At 58.2% G+C, this 25,506-nt stretch carries 26 protein-coding genes and 3 tRNA genes; 19 read left to right on the top strand and 10 right to left on the bottom strand.

Annotation, left to right across the window (positions count from 1 at the left end):
* Positions 1 to 26: 26 nt before the first annotated feature.
* A complete protein-coding gene (ada, locus tag H8F23_RS00590; RefSeq protein WP_194933042.1) occupies positions 27 to 1,094 on the top strand; it encodes a bifunctional DNA-binding transcriptional regulator/O6-methylguanine-DNA methyltransferase Ada in 1,068 nt (355 codons plus the stop codon).
* Positions 1,095 to 1,126: 32 nt separating this feature from the next.
* On the opposite strand, the gene acuI is transcribed toward ada, so the two are convergent.
* On the bottom strand, positions 1,127 to 2,110 hold the full coding sequence (acuI, locus tag H8F23_RS00595) for an acrylyl-CoA reductase (NADPH) (protein WP_194933043.1): 984 nt from the start codon (positions 2,108 to 2,110) through the stop codon (positions 1,127 to 1,129).
* Between the two features lie 107 nt (positions 2,111 to 2,217).
* On the opposite strand from acuI, the gene H8F23_RS00600 reads away from it, so the two are divergent.
* The 12 genes from H8F23_RS00600 (at position 2,218) to H8F23_RS00655 (ending at position 11,600) form a co-directional block, all read left to right on the top strand.
* The gene (locus H8F23_RS00600; protein ID WP_194933044.1) at positions 2,218 to 2,469 is read left to right on the top strand and encodes a hypothetical protein; all 252 of its coding nucleotides are present in this window, start codon (positions 2,218 to 2,220) and stop codon (positions 2,467 to 2,469) included.
* The gene (locus tag H8F23_RS00605) at positions 2,466 to 3,530 is read left to right on the top strand and encodes an NAD(P)H-dependent flavin oxidoreductase (protein ID WP_194933045.1); all 1,065 of its coding nucleotides are present in this window, start codon (positions 2,466 to 2,468) and stop codon (positions 3,528 to 3,530) included. The genes H8F23_RS00600 and H8F23_RS00605 overlap by 4 nt, the downstream gene beginning before the upstream one ends.
* A 170-nt stretch (positions 3,531 to 3,700) precedes the next feature.
* Positions 3,701 to 4,468, top strand: coding sequence for a molybdate ABC transporter substrate-binding protein (gene modA, locus H8F23_RS00610; RefSeq protein ID WP_194933046.1), 768 nt, complete (start codon positions 3,701 to 3,703; stop codon positions 4,466 to 4,468).
* Position 4,469: 1 nt separating this feature from the next.
* Positions 4,470 to 5,150: a molybdate ABC transporter permease subunit gene (gene modB, locus H8F23_RS00615; RefSeq protein ID WP_194933047.1), complete on the top strand. Its 681-nt coding sequence runs from the start codon at positions 4,470 to 4,472 to the stop codon at positions 5,148 to 5,150.
* A gap of 3 nt (positions 5,151 to 5,153) precedes the next feature.
* The gene (gene modC / locus H8F23_RS00620) at positions 5,154 to 6,233 is read left to right on the top strand and encodes a molybdenum ABC transporter ATP-binding protein (RefSeq protein ID WP_194933048.1); all 1,080 of its coding nucleotides are present in this window, start codon (positions 5,154 to 5,156) and stop codon (positions 6,231 to 6,233) included.
* 72 nt (positions 6,234 to 6,305) lie between these two features.
* Positions 6,306 to 7,343, top strand: coding sequence for a DNA topoisomerase IB (locus H8F23_RS00625; protein WP_194933049.1), 1,038 nt, complete (start codon positions 6,306 to 6,308; stop codon positions 7,341 to 7,343).
* 143 nt (positions 7,344 to 7,486) lie between these two features.
* A complete protein-coding gene (locus H8F23_RS00630; protein ID WP_194933050.1) occupies positions 7,487 to 9,124 on the top strand; it encodes an ABC-F family ATP-binding cassette domain-containing protein in 1,638 nt (545 codons plus the stop codon).
* Positions 9,125 to 9,195: 71 nt separating this feature from the next.
* Positions 9,196 to 9,426 (top strand): hypothetical protein, encoded by a 231-nt coding sequence (locus tag H8F23_RS00635; RefSeq protein WP_194933051.1) that lies wholly within the window; start codon positions 9,196 to 9,198, stop codon positions 9,424 to 9,426.
* A 118-nt stretch (positions 9,427 to 9,544) separates the two neighbouring features.
* Positions 9,545 to 9,775 (top strand): hypothetical protein, encoded by a 231-nt coding sequence (locus tag H8F23_RS00640; protein WP_008082703.1) that lies wholly within the window; start codon positions 9,545 to 9,547, stop codon positions 9,773 to 9,775.
* A 258-nt stretch (positions 9,776 to 10,033) separates the two neighbouring features.
* Positions 10,034 to 10,318: a hypothetical protein gene (locus H8F23_RS00645; RefSeq protein ID WP_093431037.1), complete on the top strand. Its 285-nt coding sequence runs from the start codon at positions 10,034 to 10,036 to the stop codon at positions 10,316 to 10,318.
* A 235-nt stretch (positions 10,319 to 10,553) separates the two neighbouring features.
* Positions 10,554 to 11,114 carry a fasciclin domain-containing protein gene (locus H8F23_RS00650; protein WP_194933052.1) on the top strand — a complete coding sequence of 187 codons (561 nt, stop codon included), beginning with the start codon at positions 10,554 to 10,556 and terminating at the stop codon, positions 11,112 to 11,114.
* Positions 11,115 to 11,438: 324 nt separating this feature from the next.
* On the top strand, positions 11,439 to 11,600 hold the full coding sequence (locus H8F23_RS00655; RefSeq protein WP_194933053.1) for a hypothetical protein: 162 nt from the start codon (positions 11,439 to 11,441) through the stop codon (positions 11,598 to 11,600).
* Positions 11,601 to 12,503: 903 nt separating this feature from the next.
* On the opposite strand, the gene H8F23_RS00660 is transcribed toward H8F23_RS00655, so the two are convergent.
* The 8 genes from H8F23_RS00660 to H8F23_RS00695 form a co-directional block, all read right to left on the bottom strand.
* Positions 12,504 to 12,689, bottom strand: coding sequence for a hypothetical protein (locus H8F23_RS00660; protein WP_194933054.1), 186 nt, complete (start codon positions 12,687 to 12,689; stop codon positions 12,504 to 12,506).
* A gap of 31 nt (positions 12,690 to 12,720) precedes the next feature.
* Positions 12,721 to 12,807 (bottom strand) — tRNA-Leu (locus H8F23_RS00665).
* 196 nt (positions 12,808 to 13,003) lie between these two features.
* Positions 13,004 to 13,077: transfer RNA gene (locus tag H8F23_RS00670), tRNA-Cys, on the bottom strand.
* Between the two features lie 47 nt (positions 13,078 to 13,124).
* Positions 13,125 to 13,200, bottom strand: a tRNA-Gly gene (locus H8F23_RS00675).
* Between the two features lie 60 nt (positions 13,201 to 13,260).
* The gene (pgsA, locus tag H8F23_RS00680; protein WP_007950102.1) at positions 13,261 to 13,821 is read right to left on the bottom strand and encodes a CDP-diacylglycerol--glycerol-3-phosphate 3-phosphatidyltransferase; all 561 of its coding nucleotides are present in this window, start codon (positions 13,819 to 13,821) and stop codon (positions 13,261 to 13,263) included.
* A gap of 32 nt (positions 13,822 to 13,853) precedes the next feature.
* Positions 13,854 to 15,677: an excinuclease ABC subunit UvrC gene (uvrC, locus tag H8F23_RS00685; protein ID WP_093430986.1), complete on the bottom strand. Its 1,824-nt coding sequence runs from the start codon at positions 15,675 to 15,677 to the stop codon at positions 13,854 to 13,856.
* A 2-nt stretch (positions 15,678 to 15,679) separates the two neighbouring features.
* Positions 15,680 to 16,321: a response regulator transcription factor GacA gene (gacA, locus tag H8F23_RS00690; RefSeq protein ID WP_016984198.1), complete on the bottom strand. Its 642-nt coding sequence runs from the start codon at positions 16,319 to 16,321 to the stop codon at positions 15,680 to 15,682.
* Positions 16,322 to 16,448: 127 nt separating this feature from the next.
* The gene (locus H8F23_RS00695) at positions 16,449 to 16,892 is read right to left on the bottom strand and encodes a GNAT family N-acetyltransferase (RefSeq protein WP_194933055.1); all 444 of its coding nucleotides are present in this window, start codon (positions 16,890 to 16,892) and stop codon (positions 16,449 to 16,451) included.
* Between the two features lie 733 nt (positions 16,893 to 17,625).
* On the opposite strand from H8F23_RS00695, the gene H8F23_RS00700 reads away from it, so the two are divergent.
* Entirely contained in the window at positions 17,626 to 18,702 is a 1,077-nt protein-coding gene (locus H8F23_RS00700) for a 3-deoxy-7-phosphoheptulonate synthase (protein ID WP_194933056.1), read from the top strand.
* Between the two features lie 54 nt (positions 18,703 to 18,756).
* Here H8F23_RS00700 and H8F23_RS00705 read toward each other — a convergent pair whose 3' ends face one another.
* Complete coding sequence (locus H8F23_RS00705) at positions 18,757 to 19,836, bottom strand: hypothetical protein (protein WP_194933057.1); 1,080 nt, start codon at positions 19,834 to 19,836, stop codon at positions 18,757 to 18,759.
* Positions 19,837 to 20,171: 335 nt separating this feature from the next.
* Here H8F23_RS00705 and H8F23_RS00710 point away from each other — a divergent pair, with 335 nt between their 5' ends.
* The 5 genes from H8F23_RS00710 (at position 20,172) to H8F23_RS00730 (ending at position 25,506) form a co-directional block, all read left to right on the top strand.
* Entirely contained in the window at positions 20,172 to 21,041 is an 870-nt protein-coding gene (locus tag H8F23_RS00710) for a lipase family alpha/beta hydrolase (protein ID WP_194933247.1), read from the top strand.
* 98 nt (positions 21,042 to 21,139) lie between these two features.
* On the top strand, positions 21,140 to 21,421 hold the full coding sequence (locus H8F23_RS00715; RefSeq protein WP_007952068.1) for a peptidylprolyl isomerase: 282 nt from the start codon (positions 21,140 to 21,142) through the stop codon (positions 21,419 to 21,421).
* Between the two features lie 133 nt (positions 21,422 to 21,554).
* Positions 21,555 to 23,423: an extracellular solute-binding protein gene (locus H8F23_RS00720; RefSeq protein ID WP_194933058.1), complete on the top strand. Its 1,869-nt coding sequence runs from the start codon at positions 21,555 to 21,557 to the stop codon at positions 23,421 to 23,423.
* A complete protein-coding gene (locus H8F23_RS00725) occupies positions 23,423 to 24,484 on the top strand; it encodes a microcin C ABC transporter permease YejB (protein WP_034154280.1) in 1,062 nt (353 codons plus the stop codon). Before H8F23_RS00720 ends, H8F23_RS00725 begins: the two co-directional genes overlap by 1 nt.
* Complete coding sequence (locus H8F23_RS00730) at positions 24,484 to 25,506, top strand: ABC transporter permease (RefSeq protein ID WP_093430971.1); 1,023 nt, start codon at positions 24,484 to 24,486, stop codon at positions 25,504 to 25,506. The genes H8F23_RS00725 and H8F23_RS00730 overlap by 1 nt, the downstream gene beginning before the upstream one ends.

Raw genomic sequence — 25,506 nt, forward strand, 5'->3', positions numbered from 1 at the left:
TCAAACAGGTCAACGGATTACTCATCATGAAAACGCTTTCGACCCCGCTTGATACCGAACATGATCCGCGCTGGGCCGCCGTGCTTGCACGGGATCCGCAGGCGGACGGGCAGTTTGTCTATGCGGTAAAAACCACGGGCATCTACTGCCGCCCGAGCAGCCTGGCACGCTTGCCGAAACCGCAGAATGTCGAGTTTTTCGACACCGCCCAGCAGGCCGAATCCGCGGGTTATCGGCCGAGCAAACGTGCGAGCAAGGATCAAAGTGATGTCGCCGCGCAGCATGCCGCGACCGTCGCCACGGCATGCCGGCAAATCGAGATGGCCGAAAATCCGCCCGCTCTGAACGAGCTCGCAGAGACGGCCGGTTTGAGCCCGTTTCACTTTCATCGCGTGTTCAAAGCCGCCACTGGCCTGACGCCAAGAGCCTACGCCGCCGCCCATCGTTCGCGCAGAGTGCGTGAACGTCTCGCGGACGGCAATTCGGTGACGGATGCTCTATACGACGCAGGCTTCAACTCCAACAGCCGCTTCTACGAATCAGCCAACCAACTGCTGGGTATGAAACCTGGCGACTACCGCGCTGCCGGTCAAAACAACGACATCCATTTTGCCGTAGGCCAATGCTCGCTGGGCGCAATTCTGGTGGCGCAAAGCGAGCGTGGGGTGTGCGCGATTTTGCTGGGTGACGACCCGCATCAACTGGTGTGCGACCTGCAGGATCAGTTTCGCAACGCCAACCTGATTGGCGCAGACAGCGGGTTTGAACAGTTGATCGCCAAAGTCGTGGGTTTTATCGAAGCGCCGGCCATTGGCCTGGATCTGCCACTGGATGTGCGGGGGACAGCGTTTCAGGAACGTGTCTGGCAAGCGTTGCGCGAGATTCCGCTCGGCAGCACCGCCAGCTATGCCGAAATTGCCCAGCGCATCGGTGCGCCGACGTCCATGCGCGCTGTGGCTCAGGCATGCGGGGCCAACCGCCTGGCAGTGGCGATCCCTTGCCACCGCGTGGTGCGCAGCGATGGCAACCTTTCCGGTTATCGCTGGGGGGTCGAGCGCAAGCGTCAGTTGCTTGAACGCGAGACGCCGGCGTGAAGGGTCAATCGATGCTACGCAACCTGAAAACCTCAGCGATTGACGTCCACCACAACCCGTCCGCGAAGTTGCCCGGCGAGCAGTTTTGGCGCCGCCTCGATGGCTTCACTCAGGCCGATTTCGTGGCTGATCAATGCCAGCAGCGAGAAATCCAGATCCTTGCTCAGACGCTCCCATGCTTGCAGCCGGCGCGCCTTGGGCTGGGTCACGCTATTGATGCCGGCCAGCGTCACACCACGCAAAATGAATGGCGCCACCGACGCCGGGAAATCCATACCTTGGGCCAGACCACAGGCGGCGACGGTGCCTTCGGCGCGGGTGCTCGCGCAGGCATTGGCCAGGGTGTGACTGCCAACCGAATCGATCACCGCCGCCCAACGCTCTTTGGCCAGTGGCTTGCCGGGCGCTGACAACGTCGCACGGTCAATGATTTCGCCGGCGCCCAACTGCTGCAGATATTCATGCTCGGAGACCCGGCCGGTGGACGCGACGACGCGGTAGCCGAGTTTGCTCAGCAGGGCGATGGCAAAACTGCCGACACCGCCGTTGGCCCCCGTGACCAACACCTCACCCTGCTCCGGCGTCACGCCATTGCGCTCGAGCGCCAGAATGCACAGCATCGCCGTATAACCGGCCGTACCGACAGCCATCGCTTGCGCCGCCGTAAAGGCCTTGGGCAATGGAATCAGCCAATCACCATTGAGTCGCGCCTTCTGCGCCAGACCGCCCCAGTGATTCTCGCCAACACCCCAGCCATTGAGCAGCACCTGATCACCCACCTTATAGTCGGGGTGTGAACTGGCTTCCACGGTGCCCGCAAGATCGATCCCCGGCACCATCGGAAACTTGCGCACCACCGGACTGCTGCCGGTTATCGCCAAGCCATCCTTGAAGTTCAGCGTGCTATACGCAACAGCCACGGTGACATCGCCTTCAGGCAATTGCTCCTCGTTGACCTGTTGCAGGTTGGCGCGGTAACCGCTGTCGTCTTTGTCGATCACAATGGCGTTAAACATGACTGCCTCGCTGGACTGTTTTCAGAATGTCGTGCCTTGAAATAGCACATCGCAACACCTTGCCACATTCGACTTTGCGCCAATCGGCGAATTCGCCGGGCATTTCCATGGCCCGCATCTATGCTTTTTCGACGGTCGTGGTTTCGCCGAAATTTTCAAACAGTCCGCCATTGCGCGCGACCACCGGCGTACCAGCAATTTTCATTACGCTTCTGGAGGCCGAAGAACGGCGGATGTCATCGACGCTGAAAAACTGCATGGGTTGTTCTGAATTTCCAACTGGCCCCGAATCCGGTTTTGCTGCTAAAAACCGGTATTGCCCCCTGCCCGCTACACCGTTCGGAGAACCGCCCTCATGAGCCAATGGCCAGACACCCGTCTTCTTGATCTGCTCGGCATTGAATTGCCGATCATCCAGGGCCCGATGGCCGGTGCGACGAATTCGTCCATGGTCATCGCCGTGTGCAATGCCGGTGGCCTGGGTTCGATGCCGGCGGCGATGCTGAGCATCGAGCAATTGCGCGAAGAGCTGAAGACCATCCGCCAGCACACCGACAAGCCCTTCAACGTGAACTTCTTCTGCCATCAGCCCCCGGCAGCCGATGAGCAACGTGCACGTGACTGGAAGCATTTGCTGGAACCGTATTACCGCGAACTGGGCGTGGATTTCACCGCACCGACTCCGGTGTCCAATCGGGCACCGTTTGATGCGGCTGCCTGTGAAGTGCTGGAAGAGTTTCGACCTGAAGTCGTGAGCTTCCATTTCGGTCTACCAGAGAAATCCTTGCTCGAGCGGGTCAAGGCAACCGGGGCGAAAATTCTCTCATCGGCCACGACGGTCGATGAAGCCATCTGGCTGGAACAGAACGGCTGCGACGCGATTATCGCCATGGGCTACGAGGCCGGCGGCCATCGCGGCATGTTTCTCAGTGATGATCTGAGCAGTCAGGTCGGCACGTTTGCCCTGGTGCCTCAGGTGGTCGATGCGGTGAGCGTACCGGTGATTGCCGCCGGGGCAATTGCCGATGCGCGCGGCATGGCGGCGGCGTTTATGTTGGGAGCCTCAGCGGTACAGGTCGGCACCGCCTATCTGTTCACGCCGGAAGCAAAAGTCAGCGCCGCTCACCACAAGGCGCTGCGCACCGCCAAGGAAAGCGAAACGGCGATCACCAATATTTTTACCGGGCGGCCGGCACGGGGCATTCTCAACCGCGTCATGCGTGAGCTGGGCCCGATTTCGCCCCAGGCACCTGCATTTCCCTTGGCCGGGGGTGCGCTGATGCCGCTGCGAGCGATCAACGAAGCAGAGTTTGCCAACCTCTGGGCCGGTCAGGCATTCACCTTGGGCAAAGACCTCGGTAGCGCTGAACTGACTCGACAATTGGCCGAAGGCGCACTGGCAAAACTCGCTCGCCGCTGAAGCTGCACAGCGCGAAGATTCAAACATCCTCGCGCTGGTTTTAACCAACACTTCCTGTTTGGCGGCATTTCGCTATATATTTCGCTATATAGCGAATTCACCCCTCGCATCGGCGCAGCCCACTTCAAACAATAGCTGCCCGCTGCACTCGTCAATAACGGAGCTGTTACATGACCATTCGTGCCTCACGTCTTGCCCCTGGTTGCCTGGCCTCTTTGCTCGCCGTCTTCGCCATAGGCGCAGTTCAGGCTGATGAAGTGCAGGTGGCAGTGGCAGCCAACTTCACCGCGCCGATCCAGGCCATCGCCGCCGATTTCGAAAAAGACACCGGGCACAAACTGGTCGCAGCCTATGGCGCCACTGGCCAGTTCTACACTCAGATCAAGAACGGCGCGCCGTTCGAAGTGTTCCTCTCCGCTGACGACACCACCCCGGAAAAACTCGAAAAAGAAGGCGAGACCGTCAAAGGTTCGCGTTTCACCTACGCGATCGGCACGCTGGCGTTGTGGTCGGCGAAAGAAGGTTATGTCGATGCGAAAGGCGAAGTGCTGAAAAAGAACGAATACCAGCACCTTTCCATCGCCAACCCGAAAGCCGCGCCCTATGGTCTGGCAGCCACGCAAGTGCTGGAAAAACTCAAACTGACCGACGCCACCAAAGCCAAGATCGTTGAAGGCCAGAACATCACTCAGGCCTACCAATTCGTCTCGACCGGCAACGCTGAGCTGGGTTTTGTCGCCCTGTCGCAAATCTACAAGGACGGCAAAGTCAGCAGCGGTTCGGCATGGATCGTCCCTGCGAGCATGCACGACCCGATCAAACAGGACGCGGTCATTCTGAATAAAGGCAAAGACAACGCCGCCGCCAAAGCCTTGGTTGAATACCTCAAGGGCCCGAAAGCCGCTGCGGTGATCAAGTCCTACGGTTACCAGCTCTAAAATGTCACTGACGAGCGCCGATTTCGCGGCGATCTGGCTAACCCTGAAACTGGCGTCCCTGACCACCGCGATCCTGCTGGTGGTCGGCACGCCGATCGCCCTGTGGCTGTCGCGCACCGATTCATGGCTGCGCGGCCCGCTCGGGGCGATCGTCGCCCTGCCCCTCGTACTGCCACCGACCGTAATCGGTTTCTATCTGTTGCTGATGATGGGGCCGCACGGTTTTCTCGGCCAATTCACCCAATGGCTGGGCCTGGGCACTTTGACGTTCAGCTTCACCGGGCTGGTGATCGGTTCGGTGATCTATTCCATGCCATTCGTGGTGCAACCGTTGCAGAACGCGTTCTCGGCGATCGGCACCCGCCCCCTGGAAGTGGCCGCGACCTTGCGCGCCAATCCGTGGGACACGTTTTTCAGCGTGATTGTGCCGTTGGCGCGCCCCGGTTTTATCACCGCAGCGATACTCGGTTTCGCGCATACCGTCGGTGAGTTCGGTGTAGTGCTGATGATCGGCGGCAACATTCCCGACAAGACCCGCGTGGTTTCCGTACAAATTTATGACCACGTCGAAGCGATGGAATACGCGCAGGCTCACTGGCTGGCCGGGGCGATGCTGGTGTTTTCGTTTTTGGTGTTGCTGGCCCTGTACTCCAGCCGCAAGACCCGCGCAGGCTGGAGCTGATCGATGATTGATGTGCGTTTGAAACGGGTCTATACGGACTTCAGCCTCGATGTCGACCTGCATTTGCCAGGCCGTGGCGTGACTGCGCTTTATGGCCACTCCGGCTCGGGTAAAACCACCTGTCTGCGCTGCATTGCCGGGCTTGAGCGCGCTGAACATGGCTTTATCCAGATCAACGATGAAGTCTGGCAGAACAGCGATAACGGCATTTTCGTCCCGCCACACAAACGCGCGCTCGGCTATGTATTTCAGGAAGCCAGCCTGTTTCCGCACCTGTCGGTGCTGGCCAATCTGCAGTTCGGCCTCAAGCGCATCGCCAAGTCCCAGCGTCGGGTCGACATGGCGCAGGCCACCGAACTCTTGGGCATCGGCCATTTGCTCGAACGTCATCCGCAGCATTTGTCGGGAGGCGAACGCCAGCGTGTCGGCATCGCCCGCGCCCTGCTGACCAGCCCGAAACTGCTGCTGATGGACGAGCCGCTGGCCGCTCTCGATAGCCAGCGCAAAAGTGAAATCCTGCCGTACCTGCAACGTCTGCACGACGAACTGGACATTCCGCTGTTGTACGTCAGTCACGCCCAGGATGAAGTGGCGCGACTGGCCGATCATCTGGTCTTGCTCAGCGAAGGCAAAGCGCTGGCCAGCGGCCCGATTGGCGAAACCCTCGCACGTCTTGACCTGCCGATGGCGATGGGCGATGACGCCGGGGTGATCATTGAAGGTCAGGTCTGCGCCTACGATGCGCAATATCAACTGCTGAGCCTGCAATTGCCGGCCACCGAGATGAGCATCCGTGTGACGCACGCGCCAATGGAACCGGGTCAGACCCTGCGCTGCAAAGTACACGCGCGGGATATCAGCCTGAGCCTGCAGAACAGCGAATTCAGCAGCATCCTCAATCGACTGCCGGTGACGGTGGTCAGCGAACAATCGGCGGACAACGCCGCCCACGTGTTGATTCGCCTTGATGCTGGCGGCACCCCGCTGCTCGCGCGTATTACACGCTATTCCCGGGACCAGTTGGGCGTGCATCCGGGCCAGCATTTATGGGCGCAGATCAAAGCGGTCGCAGTCCTCGCTTAAATCATTCGGCACCACGGCAATGGCATGCGGTCAATCGTTTTCCAGACCGCCGCGCCATCAAAGGAAACTGCCATGCCCGACACCGTGCTGACTGCCGACCTGCCATCCGACCTGCATTACGTCGACGACACCCAGCCCGGTATCACCCGCAAAAAGCTGCGTGGCAAGTTCAGCTATTTCGAGCCGTCAGGCCAGCGCATCAGTGATCAGGATGAAATCAAACGCATCAATGCCCTTGCCGTACCACCCGCCTATACCGATGTGTGGATCTGTCCGGATCCGCGCGGTCATCTGCAAGCCACCGGCCGTGATGCCCGTGGCCGCAAGCAATATCGCTATCACCCGCGCTGGCGGGAAGTGCGCGATGCCGACAAGTATTCGCGCCTGCGTGAGTTCGGTCTCGCGTTGCCGAAACTGCGCAAGCAACTGGAGGCGCTATTGGCCGCGCCCGGCTTCAGTCGTGACAAGGTCATGGCCACGGTGATCACCCTGCTCGACGCCACATTGATCCGGGTCGGCAATACGCAATACGCCCGCGACAACCGTTCCTACGGCCTGACCACCCTGCGCAGTCGACATGTCGAAGTCAACGGCAGCGCGATCCTGTTCCAGTTTCGCGGCAAAAGCGGCATCGAACACCAGATCACCGTCAAGGATCGGCGTCTGGCGCGCATCATCAAGCGTTGCCTGGAGATTCCCGGCCAGAACCTGTTTCAGTATCTGGACGAAAACGGTGAGCGACACACCGTCAGTTCTTCCGACGTCAACGCCTACCTGCAAACCCTGACCGGCGCCGATTTCACCGCCAAGGATTACCGCACCTGGGCCGGCAGTGCCTTGGCGTTGGCGGTATTGCGCGAGTTGCAATGGGAGTCCGAGACCGAGGCCAAGCGGCATGTGGTGGAGATGGTCAAAGGCGTCGCCAAGCAGTTGGGCAACACCCCGGCGGTGTGCCGAAAATGCTACATCCACCCCGCCGTGGTGGAGAAATTCATGCTCGGCGCCCTCGCTGAACTGCCTCGCCCGCGCGTGCGCAAAGGCCTGCGTGCGGAGGAAGTGGCACTGGCGATGTTTCTCGAGCGAATGAGCGAGATGACCGATGCATCTTGATCCGCAAGGGAGCGTCATCTAGGCTAGCGACCTCTCCTCCTTCGGACGACCGCAGCAGTGAACAATCCAGCCTTCTAAAAATGTAATCGCGACACGCCGTTCTCGGCGCTTGTCAGTTTTCACGACATTTTTTGGAGGTGCCGATGACTCACGTCTCGCGTACACCCGCACTCGTTTCCCTGAATCAACTGGGCTTTCAGTTCGCCAATGGCGCAACACTGTTTGAAGACCTGAACCTGACTTTCGATCATCAACCGACTGCGATCGTCGGGCGCAATGGTGTTGGCAAAAGTGTGCTTGCACGTTTGATTGCCGGGCAATTGCAACCCGGCACCGGCAGCGTGGCACGCTCGGTTTGCGTGCATTACGTCGCACAAACGTTCGTCGCCACACCTGGGCAAACCGTCGCCGATGCAACGGGGACGGCCCCGGCGCTTAGCGCACTGGAGCGACTAAGATGCGGTGCTGCCACTGCGCACGACTTCGACCTCATTGATGAACGCTGGGATCTGGCCGAACGCTTGCGCCAGATGCTCGATGGAGCCGGGCTGACCGACCTCACCGGGTCGGATCTGACCGAGCACCTCAGCGGTGGCCAGCAAGCCAGAATCGCTTTGATCGGCGCACTGCTGAGTCAGGCGCCTTTGCTGGTGCTCGACGAGCCCACCAATCACCTCGACAGCGCCGGTCGGCAATGGCTGATGAGCCTGCTTGAGCGCTGGCGTGGCGGCCTGATTATCGTCAGTCACGACCGCCAGCTTCTGGAGCAGATGCAGCGAATTGTCGAACTCACGGCGTTGGGAGTAACAGTTTTCAGCGGAAGGTTTGCGGATTTCACCGAGCAACGCAGGATCCATCAACAGGCGGCTCAGGCACAGCTCGATCAGGCCCGTATCGAACGTCAGCGCGAACGTACGCGGCTGCAACGCGAGCACGACACGATCCAGCGCCATGCGGCCGGCAGCCGTCGCCACGCACAAAGTGCCAACGTTTCGGGCTTCGAGCGGGCAGCGTTGAAAGCCGCTGCGCGGGACATCATGGGGCAGGTAAAAGTCGGCCACCAGGCACGCAAGGCCGATCTGGATCAGCGTGTTCGCGAAGCGTACGAAAACGTCCTGCCCGCCGACGGCGTGCTGATCAATCTGCCGGGCAGCGTGGTGCCGAGCAATCGACGGGTGTGCACACTGATCGACGCGTGCTTGCCTTGGTTACCGGCAGATGCGCCCACCACCCGCCTTGACCTCGCCATTCAAGGGCCGATGCGCATCGCTGTCCGCGGTCACAACGGTTGTGGCAAATCGACGCTGTTGAAATTGCTGGCAGGTGAATGGGCGCCGGTAAGTGGCGAGTGCATCACCCACGTGCCTTTTGCCTTTCTCGACCAACAACTGAAGCTGCTGGATGAGCACACATCGATTGTCGACCAGTTACAGGCACAGCAAACACTTTTGAGCGAAGGTGAGTTGCGCAGCTTTCTCGCTCACCTGCAACTCGACGCACAACGCGTTAACCGCCCGTGCGCCTCACTCAGTGGCGGCGAACGTTTGAAAGCAGCCCTTGCGCTGGCCTTATGGCGCAAGACGCCCGCGCAATTACTGCTGCTGGATGAGCCGACCAATCATCTGGACCTGGCGTCGGTGCACGCTTTCGAACACGCCTTGCAGGCATTTCCCGGAGCGATTGTCGCGGTTTCCCACGATCAAACGTTTCTACAGGCGTTAAACCCAAGCCATTGTTTGACCTGGCACCCCGGAGGCTGGCGCTGGCAACCGACGAGCTGAGCTGCCTATTTTTTGCACGATTGCCAAGGGCTTCTATAGTTGATCTGACACGAATCAGCTGCGGTGACGCCATGGAAGACATTTTCGTCGTGAAGCGTTGCAACAAGATCATTATTTACGGTCGACGTGCCGAAGACAGCCAGCATGATCCCGCCAAAGCCACTAGCTGGTTTCGCATCTGCGACACACGTACGGGCGGTTTCATCGGCGATGGCTACGACACGGAGGGTGAAGCACGAGTTGAATGCAGACGCCTCAACGCAGCGAGTTCCCCATCAGCGGCCCGCCAGTCTTCAGGCTGATGCCGATCAGAAGCGGGTCTATACTGAAACCAGCTGAAGGAGCAGCGCCCCACGGCAGAAGGCTCGCAACACGCGGGCTTTTTGCTGCAGCTCAGGTTTCATAGAACGGAGGTGTTCCATGTCCGAAAAAGAGTCCATCACCACCCTCCTCACCCTGCTCGACGCTCGACAAGCGCGCCTCGCCGCCGCTTGCAAAGAGATCGCCGACTGGGTCGATCACCAAGGTGGACACCCCACCGCCCTGCGCATCCGAGACCGGCTGAACGACATCGAGAAGGATGCTCCGCTGATTCGCAACACGCTGTCGGCGCTAAAGCCTGTTGATCGGCCACTGCCTCGGTTCAGATGACCTCGACCCGGCCAGGGTGTCAGGAATTTGCTCATTAGCGGTGACACAGGAGTCACCGCGCTTGTGTCTGCCCGTAATGTCTATTTTTCCAGTTTTTCACGTGACGACTGCATCTGCGCGACGACAGTGAAATCACTCCTTTGCAAAGTAACGCCCTGACCCGCCCGCATGCGGGTGTTTTTTTGGCCTGCACCCAAATGGCGAACGGTTGCCGTGCGTGAGTTGTCGTAACTTATACATGTCGCAAAGGAGACAGTTATGGTTATCCATTTCAACGTCGACGGGCATCTGGCCTGCGGCCATAAAGGCAAACAACTGTCGGCAAGCCGCGAACTCAACCGCGTGAAGTGCCGCAGTTGCCGCAATACCGATGCCTACAAACAGGCGCGAAAGGATCAGCGCAACGCCACCCGCCGGATGGCCCGTCAGGCCAAAACCTCCCACGGCGCAACCAACTGGCGCGCAGAATGGATCGAACGCCTGACTGCAATGGCCGGCCTTCAGCGTTTGCCTCGCGGCTTTAGCGGGCAAGCATTCGTCTAGCAGCGGGTATAAGCAAGGCACAAAAAAGGCCTGCATGAGGAAACTCATGCAGGCCTTTGCCATTCAGGGTGGCCGAAACCGGTATGCCTTTATGAGCGACCACCAGCACCAGGACAAAAGCCTGACACGGGCAGCACTCACAAAATCATTTCAACAACCGATGCATCCATTTTGATCGCTGGCTCGTAGATTCAATACCCTCACTCGGAGGGCACAAGAGCCAAGGAGATACATCATGCATGCCTTTTACAAAAAAATTTCAGCAGCAGCCTGCTTCGCCATTCTCTGCGTAACTGCAACACTCAGCTTTGCCGCCGACTCGGTGATGGTCGGAGGCGCAGCGATGTACCCCACTAAAACCATCGTTGAGAACGCAGTCAACTCGAAGGATCACACGACACTTGTAGCGGCGGTCAAGGCTGCCGGGCTGGTTGATACACTCAACAGCAAAGGTCCATTCACCGTCTTCGCTCCGACAAACGAAGCGTTTGCGAAGCTTCCGGCAGGCACCGTCGACACGCTGGTAAAGCCTGAACACAAAGCCGATCTGACAAAAATCCTGACCTACCATGTTGTGCCCGGCACTCACACATCTGCACAAATAATGGCCGAGGCCAAAAAGAACGGCGGCACCGTTATGCTGAAAACCGTTCAAGGTGAGGCGCTGAGTATCAAGCTGTACGAAGGCAAGTTATGGGTGGTGGACGCCAAAGGCGGCAAGGCAAGTATCAGCATCGCAGACGTGATGCAGTCAAACGGCGTGATCCACGTTGTCGACTCTGTCTTGATGCCTTAAACGCGCCTGGTTCCCGGCGGACGCACAGTTTGCCGGGGGCTAATACCCGAATAGGCACTTCACAAGCGGGTTTAGCATTGAGCAAATGGTTTTGTCTGGCGGTTGCGCGGCGATACAGCGAATGTTTTACGAACGAAATTTCAAATAACCCAGCCAACTCGGGAGGGTCTTTTGGTTGCACGCTGATTTCCAGATACCGCCTGACTGGTGAGCCTCGCTGTAGCACAACCGAGGCGCTGAAGGATGAATATACGTTCATCGAAAACATGGCTCGATGCGTCTAGGCTGCGGGTTCCGACATAGTGACTACAGGAGTAACCCACCATGTTCTCGCACGAAAGCATCCCGCTTGTGGCCATCTTCATCATCATGCTCATCGGCGTGCTTGTGGCCTTCCTGCATCCGGTGCACGCGTTCTTAAGCTGGCTTCGGAGACGGAGTGAAAGATCCTCTTCTCGCTCTTCGAAAGAAGCGGATTCGCGCTGAATTAATCCCTACAAGCCCGGCTACGTCCGGGTATCTTTTCGTAACGCCATGCAGCCTGCAGATATTAGCCGCTGGGCATTCGAGAGACTTGGATGAATCTGCGAGCTATGACAACCGCCTCGTATCAAACTGCTGCACACCACCCGAATGCACTCCACTCCGCGCCCAACGGCAACCAGCGGAATGGATGAGTGCATCCAGGTTTTGTTGGATAACATCCCGTTCCCAATATCTGCGACGCTCGCGGAGGCCGTTCAGGAGTCGTGCGACAGGATCAGCAACAGGCGCCGGTATCAATCATTTCTGATCAGAGGATCTGCCAATCTCCTCACGCGTAGGCATCGTCCAGTCTGAGGCGCGTCTTTCATGAATTGAGTCGGGCTTATGACCTTCGTAACCAAACATCAATAAGTAAAACCCCAGCGCCACTGCAGCCAGTACAGCCCTACCCACAGGGTTCGCATCCTTCGCTAACCCACCGGGTCCGATAGCTACCCAGCCACCCCGAACATAAGCGAAGACAGCCTGCGTAAACCATGCTTGCGCCGCTACAGATGTCCAAAACTGACTCCACTCGCCTTTAAATCGCAAAAATGCGCCCACAACAGATGCGCCTACCATCCATCCCAGAATCAAATAGCGAAAACGCTGAGAACAACTAGAACACGGTTCTCCTGCTCCATATTTGTCCCATCTCTAGTTCAGAAAAACGATGTGATTGCACTATCGAGACTTTAAATATCGGCCGATGTGCGCCCGACATAAACCAGACATTTTTAAGCCCCACCCCTGAAAAGTCAGCCGCCATAGCAGCAAATCAAATGGCACGCCGATGAAGGGAGCAATGTTGCGCAGAAGGTTTGACCTGGCCAAGGAAGCTGCCGGGCAGCTTAAGGCTGAGTTTCAGAGGCGAGATTTGCGCGCCAAGGCAGGTGCAGAAAAGGCAGAGTCCAGCGTGAGATTTTGCAGGCGGGGAATCAACTTGAGTGTACGACCGCGATAATGACCGAGCCATACATCAGGAATCGCAAGGGCAAACAGCAATGCCAACCAAATGATTGCGGACCAGAAACAAACAAGGGCTTGCATCAGCTTTCGCCGGCAAACCCTTGATTTAAGATGGTGCCCGAAGCCGGAATCGAACCGGCACGCCCTTACGAGCGGGGGATTTTAAGTCCCATGCGTCTACCAGTTTCGCCATTCGGGCGGTAGCGCGGTGCTGCTGTCTTCTGCTGCACAGTCGCGATCCTGACAGGATCAAGCCTTGAACAGCAGTGCGGGAAATATATACATCACTTCCCGGTGAAGCAAGTTTGCAATGACCGTTTTTCAAGACCAAATCTTGCGGTACTTTGCAAATAAAAAAGCTCCGTAAATCATGGATCTACGGAGCTTGTTTATAGTGGAGGCCGAGGTCGGAATCGAACCGGCGTAGGTGGATTTGCAATCCACTGCATAACCATTTTGCTACTCGGCCTCAAAGTATCTGCTGTCAGTAGCACAACAACAAACACTGTACAAACTTGGAGCGGGAAACGAGACTCGAACTCGCGACCCCGACCTTGGCAAGGTCGTGCTCTACCAACTGAGCTATTCCCGCTTGGTGATGCGCATTCTATAGAATTAAGAAGCTCCGTCAACCCCTTGATTCAAAAAAGTTTTATTTCTTTTCAACATCAGTCTTCAGGTGCGGCCAGGCGGCGCGCAGGTACTGCACCATCGACCACAAGGTCAGGCCGGCAGAGACCATCAGCAAGGCATAACCCAAGATAACCCAGAAACTGAAGTCCTTCGGGTTGGCCAACAGAATGACCAGCGCAAGCATCTGCGCCGCGGTTTTCCACTTGCCCAGATTTGAAACGGCTACGTGGGCACGGGCGCCGAGTTCGGCCATCCATTCACGCAAGGCCGACACCACAATCTCGCGACCGATGATGACAGCAGCCGGCAGAGTGAGCCAGAGATTGCCGTGCTCTTGAACCAGCAGCACCAGAGCCACCGCAACCATGAGCTTGTCGGCTACCGGATCGAGAAACGCCCCGAACGGAGTGCTTTGCTCAAGACGTCGAGCCAGATAACCGTCCAGCCAATCCGTCGCTGCTGCAAAGGCAAACACCGAGGCGGAGGCCATGTAACTCCACTGATAAGGCAGATAGAACAGCAAAATGAAGATCGGAATGAGCAGGACGCGTAGAACGGTAATCAGATTAGGGATATTCATCGGCACAACTGGCTACGAGGTGAAGGGGCATTCTACTCGCTATGCAGGTTCGCATAAATCGACTCTGCGAGCTTTTTACTGATCCCCGGGGCTTTGGCGATCTCTTCGATGCTTGCACGAGTGAGCTCCTGCAATCCACCAAAATGTTTCAACAAGTCGCGACGTCGGGTCGGCCCAACGCCGGCAACGCCTTCCAGCGTTGACGTACGGCGGGTTTTGCCTCGGCGTGCGCGGTGTCCGGTAATCGCGAAGCGGTGCGCCTCATCGCGAATCTGTTGAATCAAGTGCAGCGCCGGCGAGTCGCCACGTAAGGTGAACTCATGCGCCGCATCATTCAGATACAACGTTTCGAAGCCCGCCTTGCGAGTAGCGCCTTTGGCAACACCGAGCAGGATCAGGTCCGGCACAGCCAACTCGTTGAGAACATCGCGAGCCATCGACAGCTGGCCCTTGCCACCGTCCACCAGCAAGATGTCTGGCAACTTGCCCTCGCCTTCCTTGAGTTTGCTGAAGCGTCGCGTCAAGGCCTGATGCATGGCGGCATAGTCGTCACCCGCCGTGACCCCTTCGATGTTATAGCGCCGGTAGTCCGACTTGATCGCGCCTTCCGGGCCAAAGACCACACAAGAAGCAACCGTCGCCTCACCGCTGGAATGGCTGATGTCGTAGCATTCCAGGCGTTGCGGCGGCTCATCCAGATTCAACACTTCGGCCAAGGCTTCAAAGCGCGCGGCGGTGTGTTGGCGGTTGGCCAGGCGTGCGCCCAACGCCTGCTCGGCGTTGGTGACGGCCAGTTGCTGCCAGCGTGCCCGCGTACCGCGCACCCGATGACTGATGGCAAGCTCGCGACCACGCAACTCATGGATCGCTTCGATCAACGTTGGAAAATCTTCATGCACCACGTTGACGATCAGCTCACTCGGCAAATCGCGCTCAGGGCTGCTGATGAAATACTGGCCAAGAAACGCGGCCATGACTTCCGACACGTCCTCTTCGATGCCGACTTGCGGAAAGAAATTCTTGCTGCCCAACACGCGTCCGCCACGCACACTGATCAGGTGCACGCAGGCGCCACCCGGGTTGACGAATGCCGCGATGACATCGATATCCCCTGTGCCGCCTTCCATGCTTTGTTGATCCTGAACCCTGCGCAGCAGCGCGATCTGGTCACGCAACTCGGCGGCTCGTTCGAACTCCAGGTTGATCGCCGCCTCCTCCATCGCCGTGGACAGCTCGTTGGTCAGCGCGTGACTGCGCCCCTCAAGAAACATGACCGAGTGGCGCACGTCTTCGGCATACACGTCAGGCTCGACCAGCCCCACGCAAGGCGCCTTGCAGCGCTTGATCTGATACTGCAGACATGGACGGGTACGGTTCTTGTAGTAGCTGTCTTCACACTGCCGAACGAAGAAGGTCTTTTGCAGCAGACTCAGGCTTTCACGTATGGCGCCGGCACTCGGATAGGGACCGAAGTACTTGCCCTTGGCCTTTTTGGCACCGCGATGAATGCTCAGGCGCGGAAACTGGCCGTCGGACAGAAACACATAGGGATAGGATTTGTCGTCGCGCAGCAGGATATTGTACGGCGGCCGCCACTCCTTGATCAGCGTCTGCTCAAGCAGCAGCGCTTCGGTTTCGTTGGCGGTGATGGTCGTTTCGACCTGCGCAATGCGCCCCACCAACGCGGCAGTCTTGGGCGCCAGGCCGGTTTTGCGAAAGTAGCTGGCCAGGCGTTTTTTCAGGTTCTTGGCCTTGCCCACGTACAACAGGCGTGCATCGCTGTCGAACATGCGATAGACGCCTGGGCGCCCGCTGACTGTCGACAGAAACGCGCCGGAATCGAATGTTTCAGTCATGGTCAGAGGCTGGCATCAACCATGCCGTGACGAACCGCCAACAGGGTCAACTCGACATCGCTGCTGATCGAAAGCTTCTCGAAAATACGATAGCGGTAGGTGTTCACGGTTTTCGGCGACAGGCACAATTTGTCGGAAATGATCTGTACCTTCTGACAGCCGACAATCATCAAGGCGATCTGAATTTCGCGTTCGGACAAGGCATCGAAGGGAGAGTCGTTGGAGGGCTGGAAGGATTTGATCGCCAATTGCTGGGCAATCTGCGGACTGATATAGCGTTGACCGGCAAATACCAGGCGAATCGCCTGGACCATTTCCGGCAAACCCGCGCCCTTGGTCAGATAACCCGCAGCACCGGCCTGCAACAAGCGTGTCGGGAAAGGATCTTCCTCACACACCGTGACCGCGACCACCTTGATATCCGGATGACTGCGCAACAGTTTGCGCGTGGCTTCCAAGCCGCCGATGCCAGGCATCTTGACGTCCATCAGCACCACATCGGGCTTCAACTCTCGGGCCTTGATCAGGGACTCTTCCCCGGATTCGGCCTGGCCAACCACCTGCAAGCCATCGATATCGGCCAGCATACGTGTAATGCCTGTACGAACGAGATCATGGTCATCGACCACTAGCACCCTAATCAAGCAGACACCTCGCGATATGGTCATATTGGGATGCCGGACACCTTAGCAAAAAGTGCCACGCAGACCTAGCGGAAAGCGTCATTTAAAAAGTTTCAATTCATCATTGAAGGCTTGCCGGCCGTGGGTTTCAGCGCACATGTGTACTGATATCAAGCTGCATTCGCAGAAAACACTCGTCCGCGCCCTGAACCTGTAGTCCTTTTCTCTCATACAAGTTTCTCGCCGGATTATTCTCGAATACGGTCAGGCGTAGAGCCGGGCGTCTTTCTTTGCGAACCATGTCGATAACCTGATCGATCGCCCAAGAACCAGCACCCTGCCCCTGATACGTTTCAGCAATTTGCAGTTCACGAATGTACAGCGCGCGCATATCCCGACTGAGACTGAGAAAGCCCACTGGCACATCACCCTTCACTATCAGCCAGTTTTGCCGCCCCAACCATGCCACGTCGAACGCTTCGTCCTGCCATAGCAGGCCATGGCGAATGTAGTAGCGCAGCATGTTCTGACAGGTAAGATCACGGGCAAACGCCAGATCTTCTGGAACCGCCAATCGTAAGTGGAATGTCATCAGGCTTGCACTACAGGAACAATTCGCCCCAGCCACGCACCCACGACACGCTCGGCCATGACCAACAGATCACCGGCAATGAGCAGAGACTGGGCAGCAGCAATGTTTTGTGTCGACACGGTTCATCCTTGGTCATCAAGCGAAGTGCAGAATGTCACAACTCCAGCGCGACGCTAGCAATAGATGTTTTGTTGATTACGCGATAGCAATTTCTGATTGCTGAGGCGTATCGGCCTCTAGTAAGCTCGGCCCATTCATTGGAGACAGACCATGTTCAACGCCCTCTCACAGCTTCGTACTGCCAGCGCCTTGCGCTCGGTTGCGGCTGCCCGGGTGAATGACGTTTGCGCTCCGGTCAGCTTTTATTTTGGGTATTGGTTTAGCCACTGGCGCGCCTGATACCCAAACGGCGCCCATAACAACGGGTCGCCTACCAGAGAATTCTCAACCCCCGGTCGGCCTCCCGACCGGGGGTTTTGTTTTTTCAGCCCCAAATTTTTCAGCAACACACCAGACACTTTGAGGATTCACGAAATGAACTACGCCACTTATTACCGTTACGACAGCTTTAACGCCTGGCGATTTACCAGCTTCCGCTCGGGACAGCCTGCCGCCTCCGATCGGTCACCTACAGGTGGCAAGCACACACACGTAGCCAATACGGCCAATTGTCGAACACCCCAGTAGGGCCGAGCGAGCGGGAGAACCCGCCGCCAGCCCAGGAAGACCGAATATGAACTCGTCCGTTTCTGCTCTGCCGCTGTCCACCCTGAATCCTGCCAACGAAGCATTGACTCTGCGTCTGCCCAGCTCGTTGCAACTCAAACAGCAATTGCCCCTGAGCAATGCCTTGAGTCAGCAAGTCACCGCCCACCGTCAGGCGGTTCGCGCCATTCTCAACGGCCAGGATCAGCGCCTGCTGGTCATCGTCGGGCCCTGCTCTATCCATGATCCGCAATCCGCACTCGAATACGCTGGCAAGCTCGCTCGACTGGCTGAGGAAGTCAGCGGCGAAATGCTGTTGGTGATGCGAGCCTATGTCGAAAAACCGCGCACCACGGTCGGCTGGAAAGGTCTGGCCTACGACCCGCATCTGGATGGCAGTGATGACATGGCTGGCGGCCTTACGCTTTCGCGTGAGCTGATGCTGGAAATGATCCGCCTCGGACTGCCGGTGGCCACCGAGCTGCTGCAACCCATGGCTGCCGGTTACTTCGATGACCTGTTGAGCTGGGTGGCCATCGGCGCGCGTACCACTGAATCGCAGATCCATCGGGAGATGGCCAGTGGATTGGGCATGCCCGTCGGCTTCAAGAACGGCACCGACGGCGGTGCCGCCATTGCGGTTGACGCCATGCGTTCGGCAGCCCATCCGCACCGGCATTTCGGCGTCGATAGTCAGGGCCATCCAGCCATCATTCAAACGCCAGGCAACCCCGACACCCACCTGGTTCTGCGCGGCGGCCATAAAGGGCCGAACCATGATCGCGAGAGCGTGGCCAAAATCCATGCCGACCTGGATCGCCTGAAGATTCCGAGCCGGATCATGGTCGATTGCAGCCACGCCAACAGTGGCAAGGACCCGCTACGCCAGCCTGGCGTCTTCAACGAAGTGCTTGAGCAACGCCTGCAAGGTGACCGTTCTCTGATCGGCATGATGATCGAGTCTCACCTGTTCGAGGGCTGCCAGCCGCTGAGCGAACCCCTGCGTTACGGCGTTTCGATTACCGATGGCTGCCTCGGTTTCAGCGCAACGGAGCGTTTGCTGCTGGACGCCTCTCAACGCCTCAGTACACAGACAAAAGGCTGATTATCCGGCCAGCCCCGCGGATTTATTGCAAACCGCAGGGCTGGTCACGCCGCGTTAACCCTCCACTCGCACCTGCGTGGCCGCAGACGTCTGACTGACATCGTCCAGACGTTCAACCGTGTAGGCTACCTGCACGGTCGTGCCATGGTGCTCACGCCAGAATCGGTGCGGCACAATGAAGATCAGCGGCTTCCCCGCCGTCTCCCGAGTGATTTCACGGTCATCCCGATGATTGAACAGTTCCCCGTCGCACTTGAGATAGACCAACTCGCCTTCCTGCGTCCGGGCATTACCGATCACGATGGTGACGCCATCGACGGAGTCCTCTTTCAACAGCACGCCGTCTTCAGCTTCAAGCACATCGGGAGCATCAAGCTCTCCCCGCAGGAACGGGGTAACGAGAATTCTTGCCGCCTCGGACTCTCGGATGACTCCGCCCGCCTGCTCGACCTGATAGCGCACCACCACCTCGCCGCCGAGATGAGCAGCGATGTGCGCCCCTTCAACCCAGAATGACAGTACGTCTGCGACAGCAAAGGCTTCGACCTTCAAGCTGTCGCTGAACGTTGCGGACAATGCGTCAGCGCCCCACAGCAACGTGACTCGATCCCCCGCCGCCATTCGGGCATAAGGCTGGAGCACGATAAGCGTGCCGTCCGGCACCCGCGCCGGATCCAGCGCCCCTCCGATCGCCCCCTCGACAATCGGCGCAAGCAATTGTGGCCGGACATCCCCCACGGACAAATGCACACGGGCAGACACCGCCGGCTCAGCCGAGCGCGCACTGAGCAGTTTCCAGTAGACCGCCAGCGAACCGCCATCCAGTGCAGCGATGTGCAGGCCTTTGATCACGAAAACGATGTCTTTGCCGACCTGGGCTTCGCTGATATAGCGAACCATTTCATGCTGATAAGCAAAGCCCTCTATGTCCAGGCCGTCCCAACTCAAAAGCAACTGATCGCCGCAGCTCATGTTTGCATAAGGAGCAATACGGACAACGACCTTGCCCAGCGAAGGATCAAGCACCGCCCCCTTCAGACTATCAACGGTTGCCGCTGGCAGCAGTTCGTTCGAAACACAGGGGCTGGCGGGGTGGCGCATCCGGTAGCAAAACTCGACTTCGTGCGTGTGCATTGGTAGCTCCATTCCTTGGAAAGAACGCCGCTTTCATGGGCGGCGTCGACAGCCAACATTGAACGCTATTGCACACACTTTCGATGTCAGCCTCAGCCGCCGCGAACATCCGGCAAAGGCCTCCCACCGGGTAGGCAAACTACGCAAAAACGCCATCAACCGAGCGAAAGATGTCCTCAACTTCCGATTCGGATTTCATAAGTATCTGAAAATTCGTACAGCCACTAGTCCAGATTCAACGGCCAAGAGAAGCCCCTTCTTACTTCTTCGGCTGGATGAGTGTTTTAGAGTGGCCTCCGGATTCCCCGATGAACTTCTGCGAAAAAGGTAAGAACATGCAACGGAATGCTTCAACTCGCTATCCCGTCCTGTTGGTACATGGCCTGTTCGGATTCGAGCGCATCGGTCACTTCGAGCTGTTCCATGACGTAAAGGACGCTCTGAAAACGGCCGGCAGCCGAGTGTTTGTTCCGCACCTTTCTGCCACCCATAAAAACGAAACAAGGGGTGAACAATTGCTTGCACAGATTGATCGTGTCTTGCGAGGCACAGGTGCAGACAAAGTCAACCTCATAGGACACAGTCAGGGAGCACTCGCTGCTCGATACGCTGCGGCGCTTGCGCCACACGCCGTCGCTTCCGTGACCTCCGTCAGCGGCCCGAATCACGGTTCGGAACTGGCCGATTTTCTGCGTAAGGCCCTGATACCCGGGCGGCTGCCGGAGATCGTCGCCCAAAATGTAGCGACGCTATTTGCCGATTTTCTATCGTTGCTCAGTGGCAGTGTCACCTTGCCGCAGAACGCACTGGCGGCGCTCAATGCACTGACGACCGAAGGTGTAGGCGAGTTCAACGACAAGTTTCCGCAGGGATTGCCCAGCACTTGGGGCGGACAAGGCCCGGAACAGGTCAATGGCATACGTTATTACTCATGGAGCGGCGTCCTGCCGGCCAACAGCCCGTCGACACTCGATCCAACCCAAAGCATTTGCCACGCGCTATCGCAGTACTTCATGACCGAAACGCAGCAGAATGACGGCTTCGTTGGCCGCTTCAGTTCTCACTTGGGGCAAGTGATCCGCTCCGACTACCCGCTGGACCATCTGGGCAGCCTGCGCCGCACGGCCAGCACGGCAACCGCACTGCCCGACCCGATTGAGCTGTACGTCGAACATGCTGAACGTCTGCGAGCCGCGAATCTCTGATCAAAGCCACGGACAACCGAACGGAACTTTGCCGAGAATTCGCCCACTGAATCCGGTAGGCTCCACACTTTTACTGAAATAGATTGGAGAGTTTCCCCATGGCTAAAGCCACTGCCCGCCACATCCTGGTTTCCAGCGAAGCCAAGTGCAACGAACTCAAGGCCCAGATCGAAGGCGGCGCTGATTTCGCCGAAGTTGCCAAGGCCAACTCCACCTGCCCATCGAGCCGTCAGGGCGGTGATCTGGGTTCGTTCGGTCCTGGCCAGATGGTCAAGGAATTCGACACCGTGGTCTTCAGCGCGCCAATCAACGTCGTGCAAGGTCCGGTAAAAACCCAGTTCGGTTATCACCTGCTGGAAGTCACCAGCCGTCAGGACTGATCCGTCGCCTGATTGCTTGCCAACGGCCCGCCTTCTGGTGGGCCGTTGTGTTTCAGTTACATATACGGCTGGCGACTGACGCGCCTCTCGCGTACAACTTGCGCTTATCGATTTCCCGGTTCCAAGGCTGACAATGCGACTGGTTTTCCCCACATTGATGCTCACCGCCCTCGCCCTGTTGACGGGCGCCACCGGCGCAAACGCTGCACCGCAACACGCGTTGACCGTTTATGGCGAGCCTGCCAAGTATCCTGCCGGCTTCAGTCATTTCGACTACACCAACCTGCAAGCGCCCAAGGGCGGGACGATGCGCCGCTCGGCCATCGAGATTGGCCATTTCGACCATGTCCTTCCTTATATAGACAAAGGCATCGGCGTCACTCAGATCGATGGCTTGCTCTATTCGCCGCTGGCCCAGCGTTCGCTCGACGAGCCTTACACGGTCTACGGTCTGGTCGCGCAAAAGATGGAACGCTCGGACGATGGTCTGTCGCTGCGCTTCTATATCAATCCCAAGGCTCGCTTCGCCGACGGCAAAGCGATCACCGCCGAAGACGTGCGTTACACCTACGATTTATTGATGACCCAGGGCAGCCTGCGTTATCGCACCCAGTTTGCCGACGTCAAAGGCGTCGAAGTCGAAGCGCCGCTGACCGTGCGCTTCGACTTCAAGAGTAATGAAAACCGCACCCTGCCACTGGACATCGCGACCCTGCCGGTATTCCCCGAGCATTGGTGGAAGAGTCGCGATTTCGCCGGCGGCGGCGGTTATGAAGCACCCCTGGGCAGCGGCCCGTATCGAGTCGGCAAAGTCGATTCGGGGCGCAGCATCACGTTTGAGCGCAACGCCGACTGGTGGGGCAAGGATTTGCCGGTCAGTCGCGGCTTGTACAATTTCGATCACTTCAGCATCGAGTACTTCGGTGATACCGACGTCGCCCGCCAAGTGCTGCGCGGTGGCGCCTATGACTACAACCGCGAGTTCTCGGCCACTGGCTACTCGATCGGCTATGACAGCCCTGCACTCAGCGACGGGCGCTTGCAAAAGGCGCATCTGGCCACCGAGGCGCCACAGTCAGCCCAAGGCTTTGTGTTCAACCTGCAGAAACCGATGTTCGCCGATCGCCGCGTACGCCAGGCATTGGCCATGCTTTGGGACTTCGAGTGGAGCAACCGGCAGATGATGCGCGGTATGTATATCCGCCAGCAGAGCTACTTTTCCAACACGCAACTGGCGGCAAGCGAACTGCCCGATGCGCAGGAACTGAAAATCCTCGAACCGTTGCGCGGCCAGGTTCCCGACGAGGTTTTCACTAAAGTCTTCGAAGCGCCGAAAACCGATGGCAGCGGCGTCATCCGTGACAAACAGCTGCAAGCCCTCGAACTGCTCGAACAGGCGGGCTGGAAACCGGATGGCGATCAGTTGGTGAATGCCCAGGGCGAGCCATTGAGCTTCACCTTCCTGGTCAGTCAGAACGGCATGGATCGCTTGTTGCTGCCCTACAAGCGCACACTGAAACAGATCGGCATCGATCTGAACATTCGCCGTATCGACTCCTCGCAATACGTCAATCGCTTGATGAGCCGCGACTACGACATGATCGTCACCGGCTACCCGGTCAGCACCTCGCCGGGGGGCGAATTGCTCAATTACTTCGCCTCCGCGTCGGCCAACGACCCGGGCGCGAACAACTACATGGTGTTGAAAAATCCTGCCGTGGATACGTTGATCAACGGCCTGATCCGCGCCTCCACCCAGTCCGACATGCTGCATTACGCGCACGCCCTGGACCGGGTCCTGCAATGGAATTACTACTGGATTCCCAACTACTATCCACCGGGCACCTCGACTGTGTGGTGGAACCGTTTCGGCATTCCGTCGGTGCAAGCCAGCAATGACGAAGCCATCGAGAGCTGGTGGGAAATCAGCAGCACACCGCTGACCAATCAGCAGATGACCGCGGAAAAAATTGCCCGTGGCAGACCCGGAGGGCCGCACTGATGTGGGGTTACATACTGCGGCGCCTGCTGCTGATCATCCCGACGCTGGTGATCATCCTGCTGGTCAATTTCGTGATTATCCAGGCCGCGCCCGGCGGTCCGGTGGAACAGGCCATCGCCCACCTGCAAGGGATTGGCGGCGCCAGTGTCGGCGGCGGTGCCAGCGAAACCATGAGCGGTACTTCCCGCGCCAGTCGCGGCCTCGATCCGCAACTGATCAAGGACATCGAAAAACAGTACGGCTTCGACAAACCGGCCCATGAACGCTTGTGGCTGATGCTGAAGAACTACGCACAACTGGATTTCGGCAAAAGCTTTTTCCGTGGCGCGACAGTCACCGACCTGATCCTGGAAAAAATGCCGGTGACCATTTCCCTCGGGCTATGGGCGACACTGATCACCTATCTGGTGTCGATCCCGCTGGGGATCCGCAAGGCCGTGCACCATGGCAGTCATTTCGATATCTGGAGCAGCACGGCGATCATCATCGGCTACGCGATGCCAGCGTTTCTGTTTGCGATGTTCCTGATCGTGGTGTTTGCCGGCGGCACGTCATTGAACTGGTTTCCGGTGCGTGGCCTGGTGTCGGACAACTTCGAATCGCTGTCGACTCTCGGCAAGATCGCCGACTACTTCTGGCACCTGGTGCTGCCGGTGACGGCGCTGGTGATCGGTGGTTTCGCCACACTGACGATCCTGACCAAAAACTCGTTTCTCAATGAAATCACCCGCCAGTATGTGGTGACCGCGCGCGCCAAAGGCCTGAGCGAGCGTCGCGTGCTGTACGGCCATGTGTTCCGCAACGCGATGCTGCTGGTGGTGTCCGGCATCCCTCAGGCATTCATCAGTGTGTTCTTCGCCGGCTCCTTGCTGATCGAAGTGATCTTCTCCCTCGATGGTCTTGGGCGCATGAGCTACGAAGCAGCAGTTTCGCGGGACTATCCGGTGGTGTTTGGTTCGCTGTTCATCTTTACCCTCTTCGGCCTGCTGATAAAACTGGTGGGGGACTTGTGTTACACGCTGGTTGACCCGCGTATCGACTTCGCTGCGAGGAACGCCTGATGTTCAAGCTCTCGCCTCTGGGCCGCCGGCGCTTCGAGCGCTTCAAGAAAAACCGTCGTGGCTGGTGGTCGTTATGGCTGTTTATCGGCCTGTTTGTGGTGACACTGGGTGGTGAGTTGATCGCCAATGACAAGCCTCTGGTCGTCAGCTATCAGGACCAGTGGTACTTCCCGGTGTTCAAGCGCCACACCGAGCAGGAGTTCGGCGGACAGCTGCCGTTCCAGGCCGATTACCGCAGCGACTATGTGCAGAACCTGATTCGCAAGGACGGTGGCTGGCTGCTGTTCCCGCCGATTCCGTTCAGCGATGACACGCCGAACTACGACCTCAACAAACCGGCGCCGAGCCCGCCGACGGCGGTCAATTGGCTGGGCACAGACGATCAGGCGCGAGACGTGCTCGCGCGGGTGATTTTCGGTGCTCGGGTGTCGATTCTGTTTGCCTTGATGCTGACCTTTGTCAGCGCTCTGATCGGCATCGCCGCCGGGGCATTGCAGGGCTACTACGGCGGCTGGGTCGACCTGCTCGGGCAGCGCTTGCTGGAAGTCTGGTCGGGGCTGCCGGTGTTGTACCTGTTGATCATCCTCTCCGGTTTCGTCGAGCCGAATTTCTGGTGGCTGCTGGGGATCATGGCGCTGTTCTCATGGCTGGCGCTGGTGGATGTGGTGCGCGCCGAGTTCCTGCGCGGACGTAATCTGGAGTACGTCAAAGCCGCCCGCGCGCTGGGCCTGAGCGATCGCAAGGTGATCTTCCGACACATTCTGCCCAACGCCATGAATGCAACATTGAGCTACTTGCCGTTCATTCTGACCGGGGCGATTTCCACCCTCACCGCGCTGGATTTTCTCGGTTTCGGCATGCCCGCCGGCAGCGCCTCGCTGGGTGAGTTGATCGGCCAGGGCAAACAGAATCTGCAAGCACCGTGGCTCGGGTTGACGGCATTTTTCACCCTGGCGCTGATTCTTTCTTTATTGGTTTTCATCGGCGAAGCGTTGCGTGACGCGTTCGACCCTCGATCCTGA

It is taken from the genome of Pseudomonas neuropathica (assembly GCF_015461835.1).
Lineage (GTDB): Bacteria > Pseudomonadota > Gammaproteobacteria > Pseudomonadales > Pseudomonadaceae > Aquipseudomonas > Aquipseudomonas neuropathica.

Excerpts from the sequence above, each read along its gene's own strand:
- ada (WP_194933042.1), top strand. The coding sequence starts at position 27 with ATGAAAACGCTTTCGACCCCGCTTGATACCGAACATGATCCGCGCTGG.
- acuI (WP_194933043.1), bottom strand. The coding sequence starts at position 2,110 with ATGTTTAACGCCATTGTGATCGACAAAGACGACAGCGGTTACCGCGCC.
- H8F23_RS00600 (WP_194933044.1), top strand. The coding sequence starts at position 2,218 with ATGGCCCGCATCTATGCTTTTTCGACGGTCGTGGTTTCGCCGAAATTT.
- H8F23_RS00605 (WP_194933045.1), top strand. The coding sequence starts at position 2,466 with ATGAGCCAATGGCCAGACACCCGTCTTCTTGATCTGCTCGGCATTGAA.
- modA (WP_194933046.1), top strand. The coding sequence starts at position 3,701 with ATGACCATTCGTGCCTCACGTCTTGCCCCTGGTTGCCTGGCCTCTTTG.
- modB (WP_194933047.1), top strand. The coding sequence starts at position 4,470 with ATGTCACTGACGAGCGCCGATTTCGCGGCGATCTGGCTAACCCTGAAA.
- modC (WP_194933048.1), top strand. The coding sequence starts at position 5,154 with ATGATTGATGTGCGTTTGAAACGGGTCTATACGGACTTCAGCCTCGAT.
- H8F23_RS00625 (WP_194933049.1), top strand. The coding sequence starts at position 6,306 with ATGCCCGACACCGTGCTGACTGCCGACCTGCCATCCGACCTGCATTAC.
- H8F23_RS00630 (WP_194933050.1), top strand. The coding sequence starts at position 7,487 with ATGACTCACGTCTCGCGTACACCCGCACTCGTTTCCCTGAATCAACTG.
- H8F23_RS00635 (WP_194933051.1), top strand. The coding sequence starts at position 9,196 with ATGGAAGACATTTTCGTCGTGAAGCGTTGCAACAAGATCATTATTTAC.
- H8F23_RS00640 (WP_008082703.1), top strand. The coding sequence starts at position 9,545 with ATGTCCGAAAAAGAGTCCATCACCACCCTCCTCACCCTGCTCGACGCT.
- H8F23_RS00645 (WP_093431037.1), top strand. The coding sequence starts at position 10,034 with ATGGTTATCCATTTCAACGTCGACGGGCATCTGGCCTGCGGCCATAAA.
- H8F23_RS00650 (WP_194933052.1), top strand. The coding sequence starts at position 10,554 with ATGCATGCCTTTTACAAAAAAATTTCAGCAGCAGCCTGCTTCGCCATT.
- H8F23_RS00655 (WP_194933053.1), top strand. The coding sequence starts at position 11,439 with ATGTTCTCGCACGAAAGCATCCCGCTTGTGGCCATCTTCATCATCATG.
- H8F23_RS00660 (WP_194933054.1), bottom strand. The coding sequence starts at position 12,689 with ATGCAAGCCCTTGTTTGTTTCTGGTCCGCAATCATTTGGTTGGCATTG.
- pgsA (WP_007950102.1), bottom strand. The coding sequence starts at position 13,821 with ATGAATATCCCTAATCTGATTACCGTTCTACGCGTCCTGCTCATTCCG.
- uvrC (WP_093430986.1), bottom strand. The coding sequence starts at position 15,677 with ATGACTGAAACATTCGATTCCGGCGCGTTTCTGTCGACAGTCAGCGGG.
- H8F23_RS00695 (WP_194933055.1), bottom strand. The coding sequence starts at position 16,892 with ATGACATTCCACTTACGATTGGCGGTTCCAGAAGATCTGGCGTTTGCC.
- H8F23_RS00700 (WP_194933056.1), top strand. The coding sequence starts at position 17,626 with ATGAACTCGTCCGTTTCTGCTCTGCCGCTGTCCACCCTGAATCCTGCC.
- H8F23_RS00705 (WP_194933057.1), bottom strand. The coding sequence starts at position 19,836 with ATGCACACGCACGAAGTCGAGTTTTGCTACCGGATGCGCCACCCCGCC.
- H8F23_RS00710 (WP_194933247.1), top strand. The coding sequence starts at position 20,172 with ATGCAACGGAATGCTTCAACTCGCTATCCCGTCCTGTTGGTACATGGC.
- H8F23_RS00715 (WP_007952068.1), top strand. The coding sequence starts at position 21,140 with ATGGCTAAAGCCACTGCCCGCCACATCCTGGTTTCCAGCGAAGCCAAG.
- H8F23_RS00720 (WP_194933058.1), top strand. The coding sequence starts at position 21,555 with ATGCGACTGGTTTTCCCCACATTGATGCTCACCGCCCTCGCCCTGTTG.
- H8F23_RS00725 (WP_034154280.1), top strand. The coding sequence starts at position 23,423 with ATGTGGGGTTACATACTGCGGCGCCTGCTGCTGATCATCCCGACGCTG.
- H8F23_RS00730 (WP_093430971.1), top strand. The coding sequence starts at position 24,484 with ATGTTCAAGCTCTCGCCTCTGGGCCGCCGGCGCTTCGAGCGCTTCAAG.